The sequence below is a fragment of the Aestuariimicrobium sp. p3-SID1156 genome (genome assembly GCF_025144225.1).
In the GTDB taxonomy this organism is placed as follows: Bacteria; Actinomycetota; Actinomycetes; order Propionibacteriales; family Propionibacteriaceae; genus Aestuariimicrobium.
This window is the reverse complement of the sequence record NZ_JALXXB010000004.1, coordinates 116,968-135,440: the sequence shown is the minus strand read 5'-3', so window position 1 is coordinate 135,440 and position 18,473 is coordinate 116,968. Positions and strand designations below refer to the sequence as shown.

Annotated in this window: 17 protein-coding genes; 7 read left to right on the top strand and 10 right to left on the bottom strand. The window is 66.9% G+C overall.

Going from position 1 to position 18,473, the window contains the following annotated elements; translation table 11 throughout:
• The first annotated feature begins 32 nt into the window (after window positions 1–32).
• Both M3G03_RS07020 and M3G03_RS07015 read left to right on the top strand, forming a co-directional pair.
• The gene (locus M3G03_RS07020; protein WP_259808974.1) at window positions 33–1,001 is read left to right on the top strand and encodes an IS481 family transposase; all 969 of its coding nucleotides are present in this window, start codon (window positions 33–35) and stop codon (window positions 999–1,001) included.
• Between the two features lie 103 nt (window positions 1,002–1,104).
• Complete coding sequence (locus M3G03_RS07015) at window positions 1,105–1,626, top strand: hypothetical protein (RefSeq protein ID WP_259809058.1); 522 nt, start codon at window positions 1,105–1,107, stop codon at window positions 1,624–1,626.
• A 30-nt stretch (window positions 1,627–1,656) separates the two neighbouring features.
• On the opposite strand, the gene dusB is transcribed toward M3G03_RS07015, so the two are convergent.
• From dusB to M3G03_RS06985, 6 genes are all read right to left on the bottom strand, one after another.
• A complete protein-coding gene (gene dusB, locus M3G03_RS07010) occupies window positions 1,657–2,826 on the bottom strand; it encodes a tRNA dihydrouridine synthase DusB (protein ID WP_396121913.1) in 1,170 nt (389 codons plus the stop codon).
• A gap of 19 nt (window positions 2,827–2,845) precedes the next feature.
• Window positions 2,846–4,993, bottom strand: coding sequence for an alpha-galactosidase (locus M3G03_RS07005; RefSeq protein ID WP_311197501.1), 2,148 nt, complete (start codon window positions 4,991–4,993; stop codon window positions 2,846–2,848).
• Window positions 4,994–5,251: 258 nt separating this feature from the next.
• A complete protein-coding gene (locus M3G03_RS07000) occupies window positions 5,252–6,643 on the bottom strand; it encodes a glycine--tRNA ligase (protein WP_396121912.1) in 1,392 nt (463 codons plus the stop codon).
• 60 nt (window positions 6,644–6,703) lie between these two features.
• The gene (locus tag M3G03_RS06995) at window positions 6,704–7,018 is read right to left on the bottom strand and encodes an antibiotic biosynthesis monooxygenase (RefSeq protein ID WP_259808972.1); all 315 of its coding nucleotides are present in this window, start codon (window positions 7,016–7,018) and stop codon (window positions 6,704–6,706) included.
• Between the two features lie 33 nt (window positions 7,019–7,051).
• On the bottom strand, window positions 7,052–8,275 hold the full coding sequence (locus M3G03_RS06990) for a Dyp-type peroxidase (RefSeq protein ID WP_259808971.1): 1,224 nt from the start codon (window positions 8,273–8,275) through the stop codon (window positions 7,052–7,054).
• Window positions 8,276–8,306: 31 nt separating this feature from the next.
• The gene (locus M3G03_RS06985; protein WP_259808970.1) at window positions 8,307–8,810 is read right to left on the bottom strand and encodes a copper chaperone PCu(A)C; all 504 of its coding nucleotides are present in this window, start codon (window positions 8,808–8,810) and stop codon (window positions 8,307–8,309) included.
• Between the two features lie 79 nt (window positions 8,811–8,889).
• On the opposite strand from M3G03_RS06985, the gene M3G03_RS06980 reads away from it, so the two are divergent.
• Window positions 8,890–9,273 (top strand): Fur family transcriptional regulator, encoded by a 384-nt coding sequence (locus tag M3G03_RS06980; RefSeq protein WP_259808969.1) that lies wholly within the window; start codon window positions 8,890–8,892, stop codon window positions 9,271–9,273.
• A gap of 8 nt (window positions 9,274–9,281) precedes the next feature.
• Here M3G03_RS06980 and recO read toward each other — a convergent pair whose 3' ends face one another.
• The 4 genes from recO to mmsA form a co-directional block, all read right to left on the bottom strand.
• Window positions 9,282–10,052, bottom strand: a complete 771-nt coding sequence (recO, locus tag M3G03_RS06975) for a DNA repair protein RecO (RefSeq protein WP_259808968.1) — start codon at window positions 10,050–10,052, stop codon at window positions 9,282–9,284.
• A 70-nt stretch (window positions 10,053–10,122) separates the two neighbouring features.
• Entirely contained in the window at window positions 10,123–11,223 is a 1,101-nt protein-coding gene (locus M3G03_RS06970; RefSeq protein WP_259808967.1) for a sugar-binding protein, read from the bottom strand.
• Window positions 11,224–11,285: 62 nt separating this feature from the next.
• On the bottom strand, window positions 11,286–12,593 hold the full coding sequence (locus M3G03_RS06965) for a sugar ABC transporter permease (protein WP_259808966.1): 1,308 nt from the start codon (window positions 12,591–12,593) through the stop codon (window positions 11,286–11,288).
• Window positions 12,594–12,620: 27 nt separating this feature from the next.
• Window positions 12,621–14,183 (bottom strand): multiple monosaccharide ABC transporter ATP-binding protein, encoded by a 1,563-nt coding sequence (gene mmsA / locus M3G03_RS06960; RefSeq protein ID WP_259808965.1) that lies wholly within the window; start codon window positions 14,181–14,183, stop codon window positions 12,621–12,623.
• 279 nt (window positions 14,184–14,462) lie between these two features.
• Here mmsA and M3G03_RS06955 point away from each other — a divergent pair, with 279 nt between their 5' ends.
• The 4 genes from M3G03_RS06955 to M3G03_RS06940 all read left to right on the top strand — a co-directional run bounded on the left by M3G03_RS06955 (window position 14,463) and on the right by M3G03_RS06940 (window position 18,361).
• The gene (locus M3G03_RS06955) at window positions 14,463–15,623 is read left to right on the top strand and encodes an ROK family transcriptional regulator (protein WP_259808964.1); all 1,161 of its coding nucleotides are present in this window, start codon (window positions 14,463–14,465) and stop codon (window positions 15,621–15,623) included.
• Complete coding sequence (locus M3G03_RS06950) at window positions 15,620–16,372, top strand: ATP-binding cassette domain-containing protein (RefSeq protein ID WP_259808963.1); 753 nt, start codon at window positions 15,620–15,622, stop codon at window positions 16,370–16,372. Before M3G03_RS06955 ends, M3G03_RS06950 begins: the two co-directional genes overlap by 4 nt.
• 113 nt (window positions 16,373–16,485) lie before the next feature.
• Window positions 16,486–17,568 carry a substrate-binding domain-containing protein gene (locus tag M3G03_RS06945; protein ID WP_259808962.1) on the top strand — a complete coding sequence of 361 codons (1,083 nt, stop codon included), beginning with the start codon at window positions 16,486–16,488 and terminating at the stop codon, window positions 17,566–17,568.
• A 13-nt stretch (window positions 17,569–17,581) separates the two neighbouring features.
• Window positions 17,582–18,361: an isoprenyl transferase gene (locus M3G03_RS06940; RefSeq protein ID WP_259808961.1), complete on the top strand. Its 780-nt coding sequence runs from the start codon at window positions 17,582–17,584 to the stop codon at window positions 18,359–18,361.
• Window positions 18,362–18,473 lie beyond the last annotated feature (112 nt).

The following is an 18,473-nucleotide window of genomic DNA, read 5'->3' as shown; positions in this document are numbered from 1 at the left end:
TCGAAGGTCACATCTCAACAACGGAGGTCCTCATGTCCCACCCTAAGGCCCGGTTGAACGTCAACGGGCGACTGTTGCTGGTCCAGCGTGTGCGCGTGCAGGGTTGGCCTGTCGCTCACGCCGCGAAAGCGATGGGCATCTCACGCCAATGCGCCCACCACTGGCTCAAGCGCTACGACCAGTACGGCGAGTCAGGTCTTCACGACCGTTCCAGCCGGCCCCACACCATGCCACGGCGCACCAGCCCAGCCGTCGAGGCCCGGGTCCTGGCCCACCGCGCACAGTATCGCCGAGGCCCTGCCCGGATCGCTGCTGCCACCAACGTTCCCGCCCGGACCGTGACCGCGATCCTGCGCCGCCACCACATGCCGCCCCTGGCGCACCTTGACCCGATCACCGGCGCGGTGATCCGCGGCAGTCAGGCCAGCAGGCGCCGCTACGAACGCCAACGCCCCGGTGAGCTCATCCACATCGATGTGAAGAAGATCGGCAAGATCCCCGACGGCGGGGGCTGGCGCCTGCACGGACGTGCCGCCACCAGCGCCGCCAAGAACAAGCGGGAACGGATCGGCTATGACTATGTCCACGCCGCCGTCGACGACTGTTCCCGGCTGGCCTATGTCGAGATCCACGACGACGAGAAGGGCACGACCTGCGCAGGCTTCCTCACCCGCGCCGCAGCGTTCTTCGCCAGCCAGGGCATCACCCGCATCGAGCGCATCATCACCGACAACGCGTTCGCCTACCGCAACAGCCGTGACTTCAAAGCAGCAGTCAAGGCCATGGACGCGAAGCAGAAGTTCATCAAGCCCCACTGCCCCTGGCAGAACGGCAAGGTAGAGCGCCTCAACCGGACCCTCGCGCTCGAGTGGGCCTACCGGCAGCCCTTCACCAGCAACCAGGCCCGCCGCGATGCCCTTGCCGACTGGCTCACCTTCTACAACACTGAACGAGGCCACAGCGCCCTCAACGGGAAACCTCCCATCACCCGAGTGTCATGAACCTGTCCGCCACCAACACCTAGGGGCCTTCGGCCCACGCCAAACCCCCGACTTCGACGAGCCTGCGGCCGACTAGAATCGGCAGCTCCAAGAAAGGTGGCAGATGAGCTACAACACCGACCCCTATCGGCAGCAGTACGGGCAGGGATGGGAACAGCAGGGCCAGCCCTCCCCCTACGGGCAGCCCTATGGACAACCCGGCTACGGCCAGCAGGGCTACGGAGGCATGCAGCCCTATGGTGGCTACTACGGCGTTGAGCCTGAGAACCCCGGCCCGGGGTGGATCGCGCTCATCTTGTCCCTCATCGCCCTGGGCCTCGGGCTGGGGCTGGCGATCTGGGGCGCACTGGCCTATGTGGACATCGTCCGGGAAGTGGGGACGGAGTTTGACAGCGAAACCCTCCCCGACCACCTGCAGGGCGAGTTGCTGACCGTGGGCCTTACTGCGATGGGCCAGCTCGTCCCCACCGTGTTGGGCATCATCTCGCTCGTCCTCGCCGGGCGCGCCATGGGGAAGCGCGGCTCGAAGGGAACCGGGGGCTTCGCCCTGGCGATCGCGTTGGCCGCGCCGGTCATCTGCTTCGTGGTCTTCATGGCGATCCTCATCCCCGAGATGCCCGCCTGACCCGAGATGCCCTCCTGGGCTCGCCCTCGCCTAGCCGCCGCTGGTGTCGAGCTCGGCCTCGCTGAGGTCGAGGTCCATCCCGCGCTCGGAGGCCAGCCAGCCCTCGGGCATGGCGACCTTTCCGCGCGGGGCACCTTGGCGCCCGCGGGGGCGCCCCAGTTCACGGTGGGGAAACGGGACGTCGTCGGGCAACTGGGCGAGGCGTTCGTCGAGTTCGGCGAAGCTGGAGATCATCGCCAGCGAATGCCGAAGTTCGCCGCCCACCGGGAATCCCTTGAAGTACCAGGCCATGTGCTTGCGCAGGTCGGTCAACCCGTGCTGTTCGCCCATCACGGACGCCAACAACTCACCGTGGCGTCGCACGATTCGCTTGACCTCACCGAGGCTGGGCAGGGCGCGTGTCTGGCGCCCCGAGAATGCGGAGGCCATGTCGCCGAAGAGCCAGGGACGCCCCAGGCAGCCGCGTCCGATGACCACTGCGGCGCAGCCGGTCTCGCGCAGCATGCGCACGGCGTCGGGCGCTTCCCAGATGTCGCCATTGCCCATGACCGGGATGTCGACCAGTTCCACCAATTCGGCGATGCGGGACCAGTCCGCCTGCCCGGCATAGGCCTGGGAGACGGTGCGGGCGTGCAGGGCGATGGCGGCCAGCCCGCAGTCCTGGGCGATGCGTCCGGAGTCGAGGAAGGTGGTGTGGTCGGCGTCGATGCCGATGCGGGTCTTCATGGTGACCGGAACCCCGTGGGCATCAGCCGCCTCGACGGTGGCGGTGAGGATCGCGGCGAGCAGGTCACGCTTCCAGGGCAGCACTCCCCCACCGCCCTTGCGGGTGACCTTGGGGACCGGGCAGCCGAAGTTGAGGTCGACGTGGTGGACGCCGTATTCCTCGCACAGGATCGTGGTGGCGTCCCTCATCATGGCCGGGTCAACGCCGTAGAGCTGCACCGAGCGGATCTTCTCGGCCGGGGAGAAGGTGAGCATCTCGCGCGTCTTGGCGTCCCCGTAGACGAGCGCGCGGGAGGTGATCATCTCGCAGACGTAGAGGCCGGCGCCCTGTTCGAGGCAGAGCTCGCGGTAGGCGGCGTTGGTGATGCCGGCCATCGGCGCGAGGACGACCGGGGTGTCGACGACCACGGCGTCCCGGCGACTGGGGGCGCTCAGCCGCAGCGGCGCAGTCAGGGTGGAGGTCGCAGAAGTCACAAAGGACGATTCTACGTGCTCACACCCGATCGGCGATGATGATCCTTGTCCGCTCGGGATTGACCAGCGGTGCGCGGACGCCGACGGTGGCGAGCTGGCGCCCGGTCAGCTCGATCGGTTCGGCGGACCCGGCCACGGGGTGTTCCCCGCCGTCCAGGGTCAGGTCGAGCTCGGTGAGGCGGTAGCGGGCGTCCGGGTCGAGGCCGGGAAGCGGCACCATGCCCAGGCTCCAGGTGTGTGGCCTTTCGAGGGTCGTGAAGGAGTAGATCGCCTGGTCCTTGGTGACCACGCCGTGGAGGTAGACGCCGGGGACGGGGAGGTCGACACGGACCAGGTCACCGGCCAGCAGCACGTCGCGATGCTGCTTGTACCAGGCGATCCAGGCCCCGAGGCGCTCCAGCTCGTGCTCGGTCGCCTTCGCGAGGTCCCACTCCACGCCCAGGTGGCCGAAGACGGCGGTGGCCGCCCGGTAATTGATGTCGTGGTGGCGTCCGGTGGTGTGGGACGCGCCAGACGCGATGTGGGAGCCCAACATCTCCGGCGGGAGCAGCTGGGTGGTCCAGCGCATCATCTGCTGCCGGTCGGTGGGGTCGATGTTGTCGCTGACCCAGACCCGGTCACAGTGCTGCATCACCTCGAGGTCGATGCGGGCGCCACCGGAACTGCAGGACTCGATCTCCAAGCCAGGGTGGGCGACCTTGAGCTCGTCGACCAGGCGGTAGAAGGCGATGGTCTGCTCGTGGACGCCGGGGACGCCGGCGGGCATTGTCCCCGCGTCGAAGACGTCGCGGTTGTGGTCCCACTTGATGTAGCTGATGTCGTACTCGTTGAGCAGGGCCATCATCTGGGACTTGACGTGTTCATAGGCGCCGGGGATGCCGATGTTGAGCACCCACTGGCGGCGGGCTTCCAGGGGTCGGCGTCCGGGGACCTGCATCACCCAGTCGGGGTGGGCCCGGGCCAGGTCGGAGTCGGGGTTGACCATCTCGGGCTCGAACCACAGGCCGAACTGCATGCCCAGGCCGGTGACGTGGTCGACCAGCGGATGGAGACGATCCGGCCAGACGTCGCTGCTGACCACCCAGTCGCCCAGCCCGGCCCCATCGTTGCGGCGAGCACCGAACCAGCCATCATCAAGCACGTAGCGTTCGATGCCGAGCTGCGCAGCCCGGTCGGCGAGGTCCCGGAGGCGGTCGACATCGTGGTCGAAGTAGACCGCCTCCCAGACGTTCAGGGTGACCGGGCGCCTGGTGTTGACGGGGTTCGCACGGTCGCGGAGGTAGCGGTGATGATTGCGGGCGATCTCGTCCAGACCGGTGCCGTGGCCGGAAATGACCCAGGGGCTGATATAGCTCTGGCCGTGGTCGAGCACCATCTCGCCGGGGAGCAGCAGTTCGCCGCCGCCGATCACCTGGTCGCCGGTGAGGGTCTTCTCGGCGTAGTGGACGTGGTTCCCGCTCCAGGCGGTGTGCACCGACCAGACCTCGCCACGGCCGAAGTCGAAGCCGGCCTCGCCCAGGTGCAGGACGTAGGCGGAGTCGGCGCCCGTGCGTCCATGGCGGCCCTCGCGCCAGTGTGTGCCGACCGGGAGGGTGGTGCGCTGGGGGTGGCGCTCCTTGCCCCAGCGTCCGGCGAAGTCGAGGACCTCGGTGGCGCCGGCGGGGACAGGCAGGCAGATCAGCAGCTGGTCGAGCTGGTAGCCGTCCTCGCCGGTATTGGTGAGGGTGGCGCGGGTGCGCACCAGGTCGGACGCGGTGAGTTCGACGGTGAGTTCCAGGTCGAGCCCTGCCAGCTCATCGTGCGCGTGGAAGACCGCGGTGCCGCGGTCCGCGGAGGCGAAACCGGTGACGTCCTGGCCGTCGAGGGTGGTGCGGGTGACCTCGAAGCGCGGCGCCCAGCCCTGACCCTTGCGGGAGCCGCTGATGCCGGGGTGGCCGCTCCAGCCGGTCCACTGTTCGGGGAGCATCGAGAGCCGGTACCCGGTGTCGGGGAGGCCGTTGTGGAGGCCTGCGTGCTGTGAGACACGACGCAGCGTCTGGACGGTCTCGGCGTCGAGCTGGCCCAGGGGCTTGCCCCAGTGGACCACCTCGGGCACCAGCCCGTCACTGGCGAGCAGCAGGCTGACACGGTCGTTCTGCAGGGCGATCAGGGTCGAGTTCACGGTCACCTCCGGAGACTTTGTTACACGGCGCAACAAATCCTACGAGGTGGGACCTCGCTTGGGAAGGGCGCCCAGGATCGCGACCTGGGGGTCGGCCGGGGGGCGTCCACTGAAGCTGCGCGGCCCTGCCCCGCCCTGCCTTTGCTCGGCTGCTAAGCCCTCGCCCGCGATATGTCGGGGGCGAGGGCATGCAGGTCGGGCAAACCGGGAAAGGCCTGGAGCCGCGAAGGGGCGGGAGCCGGGAAAGGCCGGTAGCCGGAGAACTCAGCAGCCGATCAGGCGCTGGGCGAGGTAGCCCTCGACCTGGTCCAGTGCCACCCGCTCCTGCGCCATGGTGTCGCGCTCGCGGATGGTGACGGCCTGGTCCTCCAGGGTGTCGAAGTCGACCGTGATGCAGAACGGCGTCCCGATCTCGTCTTGGCGACGGTAGCGCTTGCCGATGGCCTGGGAGTCGTCGAAGTCGACATTCCAGTTCTTGCGCAGCTGGGCGGCGAGGTCACGCGCCTTGGGTGAGAGGTCCTCATTGCGCGAGAGCGGCAGCACGGCAGCCTTGACGGGGGCCAGGCGGTTGTCCAGGCGCAGCACGGTGCGCTTGTCGACCCCGCCCTTGGTGTTGGGTGCCTCGTCCTCGGTGTAGGCCTCGACCAGGAAGGTCATCAGCGAACGCGACAGGCCGGCCGCCGGCTCGATGACGTAGGGGACGTAGCGCTCGTTGTTCACCTGGTCGAAGTACGACAGGTCCTGCCCGGAATGCTTCGTGTGGGTGGACAGGTCGAAGTCGGTGCGGTTGGCGATCCCCTCGAGCTCGCCCCACTCCGAGCCGGTGAAGCCGAAACGGTACTCAATGTCGACGGTGCGCTTGGAGTAGTGCGAGAGCTTCTCCTGCGGGTGCTCGTAGAGGCGCAGGTTGTCCTCGGCGATGCCCAGGTTGACGTACCAGTTCTTGCGCTCGTTGATCCAGTACTCGTGCCACTCCTCATCGGTGCCGGGCACGACGAAGAACTCCATCTCCATCTGCTCGAACTCGCGGGTGCGGAAGATGAAGTTGCCCGGGGTGATCTCGTTGCGGAAGCTCTTGCCGGTCTGGGCGATGCCGAAGGGGGGCTTCATCCGCTGGGTCTGGACGACCTGCTTGAAGTTCACGAAGATGCCCTGGGCAGTCTCCGGTCGCAGATAGTGCAGGCCGGTCTCGTCCTCGATGACGCCCAGGTAGGTCTTGAGCATCATGTTGAATTCGCGGGGCTCGGTCCACTGACCCTTGGTGCCGCAGTGCGGGCAGTTGATCTCCGACAGCGGGATCGAGTCGGGGTCGACATCGCCCTTCTTGGCGGCCAGCGCCTCCTGCATGTGGTCCACACGGAAACGCTTGTGGCAGCTGGTGCACTCGGTCAGCGGGTCGGTGAACTCACCGACGTGGCCCGAGGCAACCCACACCTGACGAGGGAGGATGATCGAGGAGTCCAGGCCGACGACGTCATCGCGTCCGGTCACCATCGACTTCCACCACTGGCGCTTGATGTTCTCCTTGAGCTCGACACCCAGCGGTCCGTAGTCCCAGGCGGCTCGGGTGCCACCGTAGATCTCACCGCAGGGGTAGACGAACCCGCGTCGCTTGCACAGGCTGACGACCGCATCGAGCTTGCTGTCAGGGGCCACGATTCTTCTCCAAGTCCTCATTGGCACACGCACCAGGCGGGAGCGTGCAGTGGGCCCAGCCTATCGGTGAAAACCTCGCGGACGGTTGGAGCCCACATCGGCCGGGTCGGCATAGGCCGAGGGTTCGTCAATGGCCAGGCTGAGCAGCGGGACGATGGTCATCTTGGACTCGAAACCGCCGAGCGCACGGCGGTACGACCCGACCTGGTCCCAGTGCGTCACGATTGCCCACAACTCCGGGTCATCGAGGTTTTGCACCAGGTCCGCGCTCTGCAGGCCGGGTTTGGTGCGAAACAGCTCGACCGCCGCCTGGGCGCGTCCTTCGAAAACGGGACGCTCGGACTCGGGCACACGGAACCTGTTCACGACAAGCACGTCAGCAGCCTAGTGGTCCCTGCAACGCCACGATTAGGCGAACAGCCCGTGCGCCAGGAACTTGCCCTGGGGCCAGCCGCCCGGCACGGCGAAGACGGCCGAGCCGATGGCGGTTGTCCACTCGTTCAGGGCGTCGGAGGCGTCCAGGCGCTTCTGCACCGGGGTGAACACCCCGGGGATCGAGGTCTGGAAGCTGACGAACATGAGTCCGTGGGTGGTCTTGCCGCCCTCGTCGTGGGTGTAGTTCGTGGAGCGGCGGAACATGGTGCGACCGCCGTTGCTGGCCGGGTTGGACAGACGGGCGTGGGAGTCGATGGGCACCAGCAGCTTGCCGTCCTGGTCACGGGCGCTGAAGTTGAGCGGCTTCATCTCCTCGTTGGGCCCGCTGAGGGGGCCGCCGACGTCGAGGGTGCGGCCCATCGCCTTCTCTTGTCGCTCGCGGGTGAGCTCGTCCCAGGTGGTGAGGTTCATCTCGATACGGCGTACCACCATCATCGTGCCGCCGGTGAACCAGGACTGGCCCGCGTCGGTCCAGATCTTGTTGCCGGCGTCCTCCAGGACATTGCCCGTGCCGTCGACCTGGCCGAACAGGTTGCGTCCGGTGATCGGCTTGCCGTCGCCGCCGATGGCTCGCCAGGAGCCATGTTGGACCCAGCGAGGGGTGGCGAAGGGCTTGGCATCGCGGACCAGGATGCGCTGGGCATAGGCCGCCGAGGTGGGGTCGTCGGCGCAAATCTGGACAACCAGGTCTCCACCGCTCCAGTCTTCGACCAGCTTGTCGTGCTTCATCGGCGCGATCTCGGCCAGCCCGTCGGGCAGGTACTTCTCCAGGCCGGGAACCCTGAAGAAGCCGAGGCCGAAACCGACCGTGACCGAGAGCGAGACATTGGGCTGGGCCATGTCCTGCAGCGGGTCACCGGGCACCTTGCGCCCTGCCATCAATGCCTCGATGTCGGCCGACCACATCTTGAGGAACCGGCGCAGGGCGTCCCGGTCGGCGCCCTTCACCAGGTCCAAGGAGACAATGACGGTCACCGCGGGGGTGGGCGAGGTGATGCCGGCCTGGTGCTCCTGATGGGGGCTCCAGGTTCGGCCGCGCGGGTCGCGGGGGTCATCGCCGTTCAGTTCCGGGGAGCTCGCATTCTTGCGGGTGCAGCCTGCGGCCATGGCGGCCACCACCGATCCGCCCGCGACCACGCCGAACAGGCCACGGCGATCCATGCCGTGGCCTGTCCGCGGGAAACTCTCAGAGGTCATCGTCCACCACTACAGCACATGCCCGAAACGCTCATGGCTTGGGCGTGTGGTAGTGGTCCTCCTCCTCGACGAACTCCTTCACCATGGCGGTGACCTCGATCTTCTCGCCCTTGTCGAATTCGAGGGTGATCTTCACCTCGTCACCGACCTTGAGCTCCTTCTCAAGCTTCATGATCATGATGTGGTAGCCGCCTGACACCAAGTGGCGGTGTCCCTCCTTGGGAACGGTGATGCCGTCCTTGGCCTCGGACATCACCATCGTGCCGTCGACCTTCTCCATCTTGTGGAGCTCGGTGTGATCAGAGGCATCGGTGCTGACCTTCAGGAGCACGCGGTCCTCGCTGGTGGGGTTGGTGATGTCCATGAAGGCGCCCGTCATCATCGGGTCCTTCTTGCCCGTGGTGGTGCGCACCCAGGGATCGCTCACCATCAGCTTGGCCTCGTCGCTGCCGGCCTGGTCGTCGGAGGTGCCACAGGCACCCAGCACGAGGGCGGCTGCGGACACACCGGAACGGAGGAATCCACGTCGCTGCATGGACGCAGGGTACCCCCAGCCCCACCCGGAACCCGAATCCCGTTGAACGCTGAAACCATGCCGTGGCTACACTCGACGCATGTCCGCTCCCGTCCGCCAGACCCGCCAGCGTGCGGCGATCCGCCATCTGTTTTCCCGCAACGAGGAGTTCCGCACCGCCCAGCAGGTGCACGCCGCCCTGGCTGCGGCCGGGGACAAGGTCGGACTGGCCACCGTCTACCGCACCCTGCAGAGCATGGTGGAGTCCGACGAACTGGACGCGGTGCGCTCTCCCGATGGCGAGATGACCTACCGGGCCTGCTCATCGGGGCACCATCACCACCTGATCTGCCGCAACTGTGGCAAGGCGGTGGAGATCGAGGCCCATGCCGTGGAGGCCTGGGCCGCCAAGGTGGCTGCGGAGTACGGCTTCCGCGATGCCGGCCACGAGCTGGAGATGTTCGGCCTCTGCTCCGACTGCTGAGTCCCCGGCTAGGTCTCGTAGCCGCGCTCCAGGAAGCCCATCGTTCGCAGGCCATGCTCCATGTGCCACTGGGTGAAGGCCGCGACGAGACCGCTCGCCTCCTTCTGCTCCGGTACTCCGGCCGCCCGTGTGGCCTCCCAGTCCCCGGTCAACAGCGCCACCAGCAGGTTCTGTGTGGGCGCCGACACCCGCGCGGCCCCTGGTGTCCGATGCCGACGGCAGACCATGCCGCCGGCCTGCGGGGAGAACCACACCGCCGCCGGGGTGTCCGGCTCCGGCAACCCCACTTCGCACCGAGCGCATGAATCCAGCGTCGCCGCATAGCCCGCCACGGCCTGGGCACGCAGCAGGTAGGCGTTGAGGACCATGGACGCGGGGCGCGGACCATCGGGCGTCCCTTGGCCCAGCGTGCGCAGTGCGCCAGCCAGGAGCAGGTAGTGCTGCAGGGCCGGTTCGCCCTCGACCGGCACCAATTTGTCGGCGGTCTCGAGCATGACCTGCCCGGCGGTGTAGAGCTCGTAGTCGGCAGCAAGGGGGTCGGCCCAGGCGTGCAACTGGACGGCCTGGGTGATGATGTCAAGGCTGCGCCCCTCGACCAGTTGCAGGTCGACGTGGGTGAAGGGTTCCAGCCGGCCCCCGAACTTGCTGGAGGTGCGCCGTACGCCCCGGGCGACTGCCCGCACCTTGCCGTGTCCACGGGTGAACAGGGTGATGATGCGGTCGGCCTCCCCCAACTTGTGGGTGCGCAGGACGATGGCCTCGTCCCTGTAGCTCGGCATGGGTTCAACTCTAGGGCGAAGCGAAAGGGCCCTGCGCCGATGCCCAGGGCCCTTCGAGGTTCACTTCACATCACTTGAGCAGCTTCATGCGCTCCGGATCGTTGGCGAAGACCTCCTTGGCGTTCTTCTTGGTGACAACGACCGGGTCGAGCTGGAAGATCGGGACGTCGATCTTGCCGTTGTTGCCCTTCTCCTTGGTCTCGGGCAGCTTGCCGTCCTTCTGGAGGGCCTTGATGATCTCCATCGTCTTGCCGACCAGCTTGTCGGTGGGCTTGGCCACGGTGCAGTACTGCGTGCCCGCCCACACCAGGGCAACCGACTCGTTCTCGGCGTCCAGCCCGGTGATGACCGGGACTGGCTGGCCCGCCTGCTTGCAGGAGGTCAGGATGGCCCGGGCAATGCCGTCATTGGGCGAGAGCACGCCGTCGATCTTCTTGCCGGAGTAGTTGCCCGAGAGCAGCGAGTCCATGCGCGACTGTGCCTTGGCGTTGTCCCAGTCGGTGGTGGCGCACTGGGTGAACTCCTTCTGGCCCGAGACCACCACAAGGGTGCCGTCGTCGATCTTGGGCTGCAGCACCTTCATCGCGCCCTGGAAGAAGAGGGGGGCGTTGGGGTCTGCCGGGCCGCCACCGAAGAGCTCGATGTTCCAAGGGCCCTTGCCGCCCTTGACCTCGGCGAGGCCGTCGAGCAGGGCCTGGCCCTGGAGCTCGCCGGTGCGGATTGAGCCGAACTGGATGACGCCGTCGACGGCATCCGTGTTCTCGAGCATGCGGTCGTAGCCCAGCACCGCGACGCCGGCCTCGCGGGCCTTCTTCAGGGTGGAGCCGAGCTGCTTGCCGTCAACGGGGCCGACGACGATGACCTTGGCACCCTGCTGGATCATGGTGTCGATCTGGGACTGCTGCTGGGGCACCTTGTTGTCGGCGGACTGGACGAGCGCCTTGAATCCGGCCGACTCGAGCTCCTTCTTGAACATCGCCTCGGCCTCCTTCCAGTTCTGGGTGCCCAGCCACGGCAGCGCCACGCCGATGGTGGAGTCGGCGGCGAAACCGCCACCGGCATTGCTCGAATTGCCAGTACCCTCGCGGCCTTCGCCGCCACAAGCGCTCAGGGTGGTCAGTGCAGCGAGTCCGGCGATGGACCCGAGAATGCTTCGACGGTTGAGATTCATTGCGTTCCTTCTTTCGGTGGTCATCGGAAGGTCTCCGATGGGGGTGGGCAGCGTTGCGCGGGTCAATTGGTGCTGGTGGGGATGCCGGTGTTCGGCATCGTGTCCTCGGCGGTGACCACGGGGCCGGCGTCCACGGCGGGAGCGTCGGTGGACTGGGGGTCCTTCTTGCCGAAGTTCTGGGTGATGCGCCCGATGATGGACGGCCTGCCCTGCTGCTTGTTGTAGACGTCGAAGGCGACGGCGGCCAGCAGGACCAAGCCCTTGATGACCTGGGTCTTGTCGGCGCCGACACCCATCAGCATGAGGCCGGAGTTGAGGACTGCCATGACGAGCCCGCCGATGACAGATCCGACGACGGTGCCGATACCGCCGGAGACCGCTGCACCGCCGATGAAGACGGCCGCGATGGCGTCGAGCTCCCAGTTGGTGCCGTCGCCGGGGCCGGCGGCGGTGGAGCGGCCGAGGAAGAGGATGCCGGCCAGGGCTGCCAGGAAGGACATGTTGAGCATGACCAGGAAGTAGGTGCGCTGGGTGTTGACCCCGGACAGCGCGGCTGCAGCCTTGTTGCCACCGACGGCGTAGATGTGGCGACCGAAGCGAGTCCGCTCGGTGATGATGTGGTAGATCACGACCAGAACCAGCAGGATCACACCGGGCACCGGGAAGGAGGTGCCGGGACGACCGGTGCCGAACAGGTAGGTCAGGTAGCCGATGACGCCGACGATGAGTGCAATGCGGACAAGACTGGCCCACAGCGGGGCCTCGTGGCCACGACGCACCAGACGGGAGCGGCGGCGCAGTTCACTGACGATGAAGAATGCGCAGCCCAGAATTCCCAGCAGCAGCGTTGAGTTGTTCATCTGGGTGAAGGCCGGGCCCCATTCCGGCAGGTATCCCGAGCCGTAGAACTGCAATTCGGAGGGCGCGGCCACCGAGATGGACTTCGAGACCCAGATGACCAGACCACGGAAGATCATCATGCCGGCCAAGGTGGTGATGAAGCCGGGGATGCCTACCTTGGAGAGCCAGAAGCCGTGCCAGGCGCCGATGGCCAGGCCGAGCAGGAGGCCGAGCCCCACGGCGACGAGCCAGTGGAGGTTGTAGTCGACGGCAGTGAGCGCCACCATCATGCCGGTGAATCCTGCCACCGATCCGACAGAGAGGTCGATCTGCCCGATGACGATCACCATGACCATGCCGATTGCCAGGATCAGCACGTAGGCGTTGCCCGAGACCAGGTTCTGCAGGTTGGAGGGCGTGAGCATGCGCCCGCCCGAAATGACGTGGAAGACGACGGCCAGGGCGACCAAGGCCAGCACCATCGTGTACTGCTGGAGGTTGGATCCGAAGATCTGCTTGAGGGCTTTCATGTGTCTGCTCCGTTGGTGGTGCGGCGGTCAGGCCGGAATGGCTTCGTTGGGCTGGCCGACAGTGGTGGTCATGCGGCGCATGAGGGTCTCCTGGTCGGCTTCACCGGCTGCCAGGCAACCGGTGATCCGGCCCTCGCAGATGGTGTAGATCCGGTCGCAGATGCCCAGTACCTCGGGTAGCTCCGAGGAGATGACGATGACTGCCTTGCCCTGGTCGGCCAAGGCTTGGATCAGTTTGTAGATCTCGTACTTGGCGCCGACGTCGATGCCGCGGGTGGGCTCGTCCAGGATCAGCACCTTGGGCTGGGTGTACATCCACTTGGCCAACACGACCTTCTGCTGGTTGCCACCCGAGAGAGTCGCGACCCCGACGTCCACGCTAGGGGTCTTGATGCGGAGGTCGTCGCGGTAGCCGTTGGCAACCTCGGTCTCCTTCTCCAGGTCGAGCAGGCCCCGCTTGACGATGTTCTTCAGGTTGGCCGAGGTGATCGTGGTCTTGATGGTGTCGAGCAGGTTGAGGCCCAGCACCTTGCGGTCCTCGGTGACATAGGCGAGGCCGGCATCGATGGCCTGGGAGACGTTCTTGGGCGTGATCTCCCTGCCCTCAAGCATCATCCGACCGCCGCGGTGGATGCCGTAGCTGCGGCCGAACAGCGAGCGGGCCAGCTCGGTGCGCCCGGCGCCCATGAGGCCGGCGAAACCGACGATCTCCCCGGCGCGAACGGTGAAGCTGGCGGACTTGCTCGTAAGGCGTCCGGGCAGGTCGGGATGCTCGACGGTCCAGTTCTCGACCTCGAAGAGCACCTCTCCGGGGTTCGACTCGTGGTCCGGGTAGCGATTCTCGATCGAGCGACCGACCATCGCGCGGATGATGCGGTCCTCGTCCACCTGACCGGCCACCACGTCATAGGTCTCCACGGTTCGGCCGTCGCGGATGACGGTGACCGCATCGGAGACGGCGGCGATCTCGTTGAGCTTGTGGCTGATCATGATCTGAGTGATGCCCTTGCCCTGCAGGCCCCGCATCAGGTCGAGCAGGTTCGCCGAGTCGTCCTCGTTGAGGGCCGCAGTGGGCTCATCCAGGATCAGCAGCTTCACGTTCTTGTTGAGGGCCTTGGCGATCTCGACCAACTGCTGCTGGCCGACACCGAGCTTCTTGATGGCGGTGTCGGGGTTGATGTCCAGGCCCACGCGAGCGAGCAGCTCGAGTGCGCGGGAGCGGGCCTCCCCCCAGTCGATCAGGCCGCCCTTGGTCACCTCCTCGCCCAGGAAGATGTTCTCCGTCACCGAGAGCTCCGGGATCAGCGCCAGCTCCTGGTGAATGATGACGATGCCCTCCTGCTCCGAGGACTTGATGTTGTTGAAGTTCATCGTGCGACCCTCAAACAGGATGTCGCCGGTGTACGTGCCATGGGGGTACACGCCCGAGAGGACCTTCATCAGGGTCGACTTGCCGGCACCGTTCTCGCCGCAGATGGCGTGGACGTCACCCCGCCTGACCTTCATCGTCACACCGTCGAGCGCCTTCACACCAGGGAAGACCTTGGTGATGTTGGCCATCTCGAGGATGATGTGCCCGTCATTGGACATGCCGTCTCCTTTGACTGCCCCAGCATCTGCCGGGTTAACTCAAAGTAGACCTTTTTGCCGTCATGAAGTCAAGACTTGAAGCCAAGCGTGACCGTTCCGTGACGAGACGCTCGTCTCCCCTTGACGCTTCGGACGCTGAGGCGAGCCCTGCCCAACACGACACGAGCGTGCGGCGTTCCGCCCATCTTGGCTTCAGTCTTTGAAGCCAGCTCCTCGCTTTTGGCTTCACGAGGGCGCACAATGGTGACTCAACGGCCGATCCGAGGAGGTGTGTGTGCCATGAGGGCACCGGGCTCGCAGTCTTCCCTGCGGGAGGCCAACAGCCAGCGCATCCTTGAGGCGGTCCGCACCTTCGGCGCCATCACCCAGGTCGAACTCGCCGCCGCCACCGGGCTCTCCGCGGCCACCGTCTCCAACATCGTCAAGCAGCTGGAATGCGATTCCGTGCTGGTGACAAGCGCCACGACGCGGTCAGGCAGGCGCGCCCAGCAGGTGTCGCTGGCTCCCACCTCACAGCTCGCCTTCGGCGTCCACATCACCGCCAGGTCGCTGCGCACCTATCTGGGAGACATTTCCAACACCGTCCAGCACAGCTCCGAGCTTCCACTGCCCGTGGACCATCGCTTTGACACCACGCTCGATCGGGCTGCCCTGCTCCTCGGCGAAGCAGTCGAGGAGGTTGGCGCCACCCTCGACGACGTGGTCGCCGTGGGTGTGGCCCTTCCCCCGAATCTGCTCGCGACCATGACCGGGGGGGCTCTGCACGGCTGGGAGGACGTCGACGTGGCCGAGACCCTCAGTCGCAGGGCCAACCGTCCCGTGGTCCTGGAGCAGCAGGCCGACGCCGCCGCCATGGCAGAAGCCCGCTTCGGCAGCCTGCGCGGCTCCTCCTGCGCCATCTACGTTCGCGCGGAGGAGACGATCGAAGCCGCGATCCTGATCCGTGGACAGCTGCATCGGGGCATCCGCGGGCCGGCTGGCGCGCTGGGTCATGTCCAGGTCGACCCGAGCGGGCCCATCTGCCGCTGCGGTGCCCGTGGCTGCCTCAACACCGCCGTCTCCGAAGATGCCCTGGCCGACCTACTGCGCCTCAGCCATGGCCCCATGAACCTGCGCCAGATCGTCGCGTCGGCGCAGCGTGGTGATGCTGGTTGCCGCCAGGTGATTGCCGACACCGGCGCGGTGGTTGGCCCGGTGCTCGCCAATTCGGCCCTGATGCTGCATCCCGAGGCGATCGTCATCGGCGGTGCACTGGCCACCGCCGGAGAGCTCTTCCTCGGGCCAATTCGTGACGCGCTGCGAGCACGCCCCCTGCTGGGGTCGGCCGATGAGCTCCTGGTGGCCAGCGAACTCACTCGCCACGCCGAGGCGATCGGCGCGGCGGCACTTGCGTATGACAGCGTCCAGACACCGGGCCCGGCAGGAAGGATTGTCGGATGAGCCCATCAGCACCGCTGCTCCGACTCACCGGCATCAGCATGTTCTTCGGTGGCGTCCACGCGGCCGAGGACGTCGACCTCGTGGTCGAGGCCGGCGAGGTCGTCGCTCTCGTCGGGGACAATGCCGCCGGCAAGTCGACCCTCGCGCGCGTCATCGGCGGGGTGTACCAACCGACCGCCGGCACCATCGAGTGGCACGGGCGCCCGGTCTCGATCTCATCCCCACGTGCAGCCACCGAACTCGGCATTGCCTCGGTCTTCCAGGAGTCCTCCCTCGTGGAGAACCTCGACGTCACCGACAACGTCTTCCTCGGCCAGGAGCTGCGCAGTCGGTGGGGGCTGCTGGACGCGACCCGAATGACGGAATTGGCCAAACAGCACCTGGGTGCCGTCAACTCCCGCATCCCGGACCTCACAGTGCCGCTGCGGACGCTCTCGGCGGGCCAACGCCAGTGCGTCGCCATCGCTCGCACTCTGGTCTCCAGTCCCTCCCTGGTGGTGCTGGACGAACCCACGGCCTCCCTGTCAGTCAGCCAGACCGCCGACGTCCTGTCCTATGTGCAGGACCTGCGAGACCGCGGCCTCGGAGTCATCCTCATCGGCCACAACCTGACCGACATCCGGGCAGTGGCGGATCGCGTCGAAGTCCTGCGCCACGGCCGAAACAACGGTAGCTTCTCGGCCACCGCCGCCAGCTACGAGGACGTTCTCGCCGCCATCACCGGTGCCACGCACGTGGCGCGCACCTGAGCCCAGCGACCCCGGTGGGTACCATGTCCAGCATGAGTCCCAAGCGCCACGAGTCGTCGCCCCGCTGACCAAGGGCTGATCCACATCGCCTTCGTGGCGGTACCATTTCCGTCATGACGACAGCCGCCCCCACCCGCCGACAGGTGCTGGTGGGGGCGGTTTCCGTCGGCCTGCTGGCCGCGTGCGGAGAGCCACGAACCACCACGGCCAGCACGAACGTCTCCCCCCGCGCCGCGACCGTCGAGGTGCTGTTGGACGCCACCGCGACCCAGCCCCCCGGCACTACCCCGATGGCCGAACTGGTCGCCAAGGCGCTCCCCGACGCGGCAGTCACCAGCCACCGCGCCCATGCCGACCAGGCGAAGCAGCTGCAGACGGCCGCTGACCGCGGCATCGGCCTGGTGGTCCTGCAGTCCATCGACACCCAGGCGATCGGCAAAGCGATCAAGAAGGCGGCCGACGACGGGGTCCAGATCATCGCCCTCGACGCGATCCCCCAGTCCCACCAGGGGCTGGCCCTGGTCCTAGGCTGGGACGAGTTCAGCGCCGGGGAGAAGGAGATCGCGGCCGTCGCGAAGGAAATGGCCCGGCGCACCTCCGAGCGTCCCCCCCACCACATCGAACTGTTCGCCGGCGCACCCGAAGACCTGCGAGCCAAGGGCCGGTTCGATGGTGAAGCGTTCGCGATGAAGGCCCTGTCCAAGGAGGGCAGCCTGATCGTGAAGTCCGGGCAGACCTCCTTCCAGACCGCAGCCGTGGCCCCGGGCAGTCACGAGGCGTTCGTGCAGCGCCTCACCACCACCTTCGAGGTGACCTACCCCCGGCACACGCTGGATGCCCTGGTAATGCCGGGCGATGCGTACCGCAGCACCGTCGAGGCGACCTGCCGCAAGCTGAAGAGGAAAGTACCCCTGCTGCTCGGCTCGGGCGCCACCGTCGACGGGGTGAAAGCAGTCGCTGCGGGAACCCAGTTCAGCACCATCTACCGGGACCCCGCCCCGCTCGCCTCGCGGTTGGCCAAGGTCGTGGCAGCGATGCAGGAGGGCCGGTCCATCGCCTACAACCCCAAGACCAGCTATCGCAATGAGGTGCGCTCCGTGCCCGGGGTCTTCCTCCTGCCCACGCTGGTGACGAAGGCGACCGGTGGCGCCGCCCTCGCCGGGAACCCCGTGCTCGCCTCGCTGCTCAAGCCCTGAGGAGGACCTCCCCGTGACGCCCGTTCCGCCACCTCCGCACCCCAGTGGCGCCCGTCCGCCGCAGCTGCCCCGCGAGGCCATTCCCCGCCATGTCGCGATCGTGATGGACGGCAATGGCCGCTGGGCCAAGCAGCGCGGACTGAAGCGCACCGAGGGCCATGCTCGCGGCGAGGCCTCCCTCATGGATGTCCTGGCCGGAGCCATCGAGATCGGCGTGGAGTACGTCTCCGCCTATGCCTTCTCCACCGAGAACTGGAAGCGCTCGCCGGACGAGGTCGCCTGGTTGATGAACTTCAACCGCGACGTCATTCGTCGGCGCCGCAATGAGCTGGGCGACATGGGCGTGCGCATCGTGTGGGCTGGGCGTCCGCCGAAGCTCTGGCCCGGTGTCACCAAGCAGTTGGTGGACGCCGAGGAGTACTCGCGTGGCAACACCACCCTCACCCTGCAGTTCTGCATGAACTACGGCGGACGCGCCGAGATCGCCGACGCGGCCGCCCGCATCGCCCAGGCCGCCCGGGAAGGCAGGCTGGACCCGAAGAAGGTCACCGAGGAGACCTTCGCGAAGTACCTGTACCACCCCGATGTCCCCGACGTGGACCTGTTCCTGCGGTCTTCGGGCGAGCAGCGCACGTCCAACTTCCTGGTCTGGCAGGCCGCTTATGCCGAGATGGTATTCCTGGACCGGCTGTGGCCCGATTTCGACCGCCGCGACCTCTGGCGGGCCATCGAGACCTATGTCTCGCGCGACCGGCGCTTCGGCGGGGCGGTTCCCAACGAGGTCACCCGCTAGACGAAGCCCGCGCACAGCCCACATTTCCATGGCCTGGCCTGTTGAGCGCCTGTCCATGTGAGGCGTACCGTAACAGTGTGGAGCAACGGCGCTCCCAGATCCACAGGAGGAC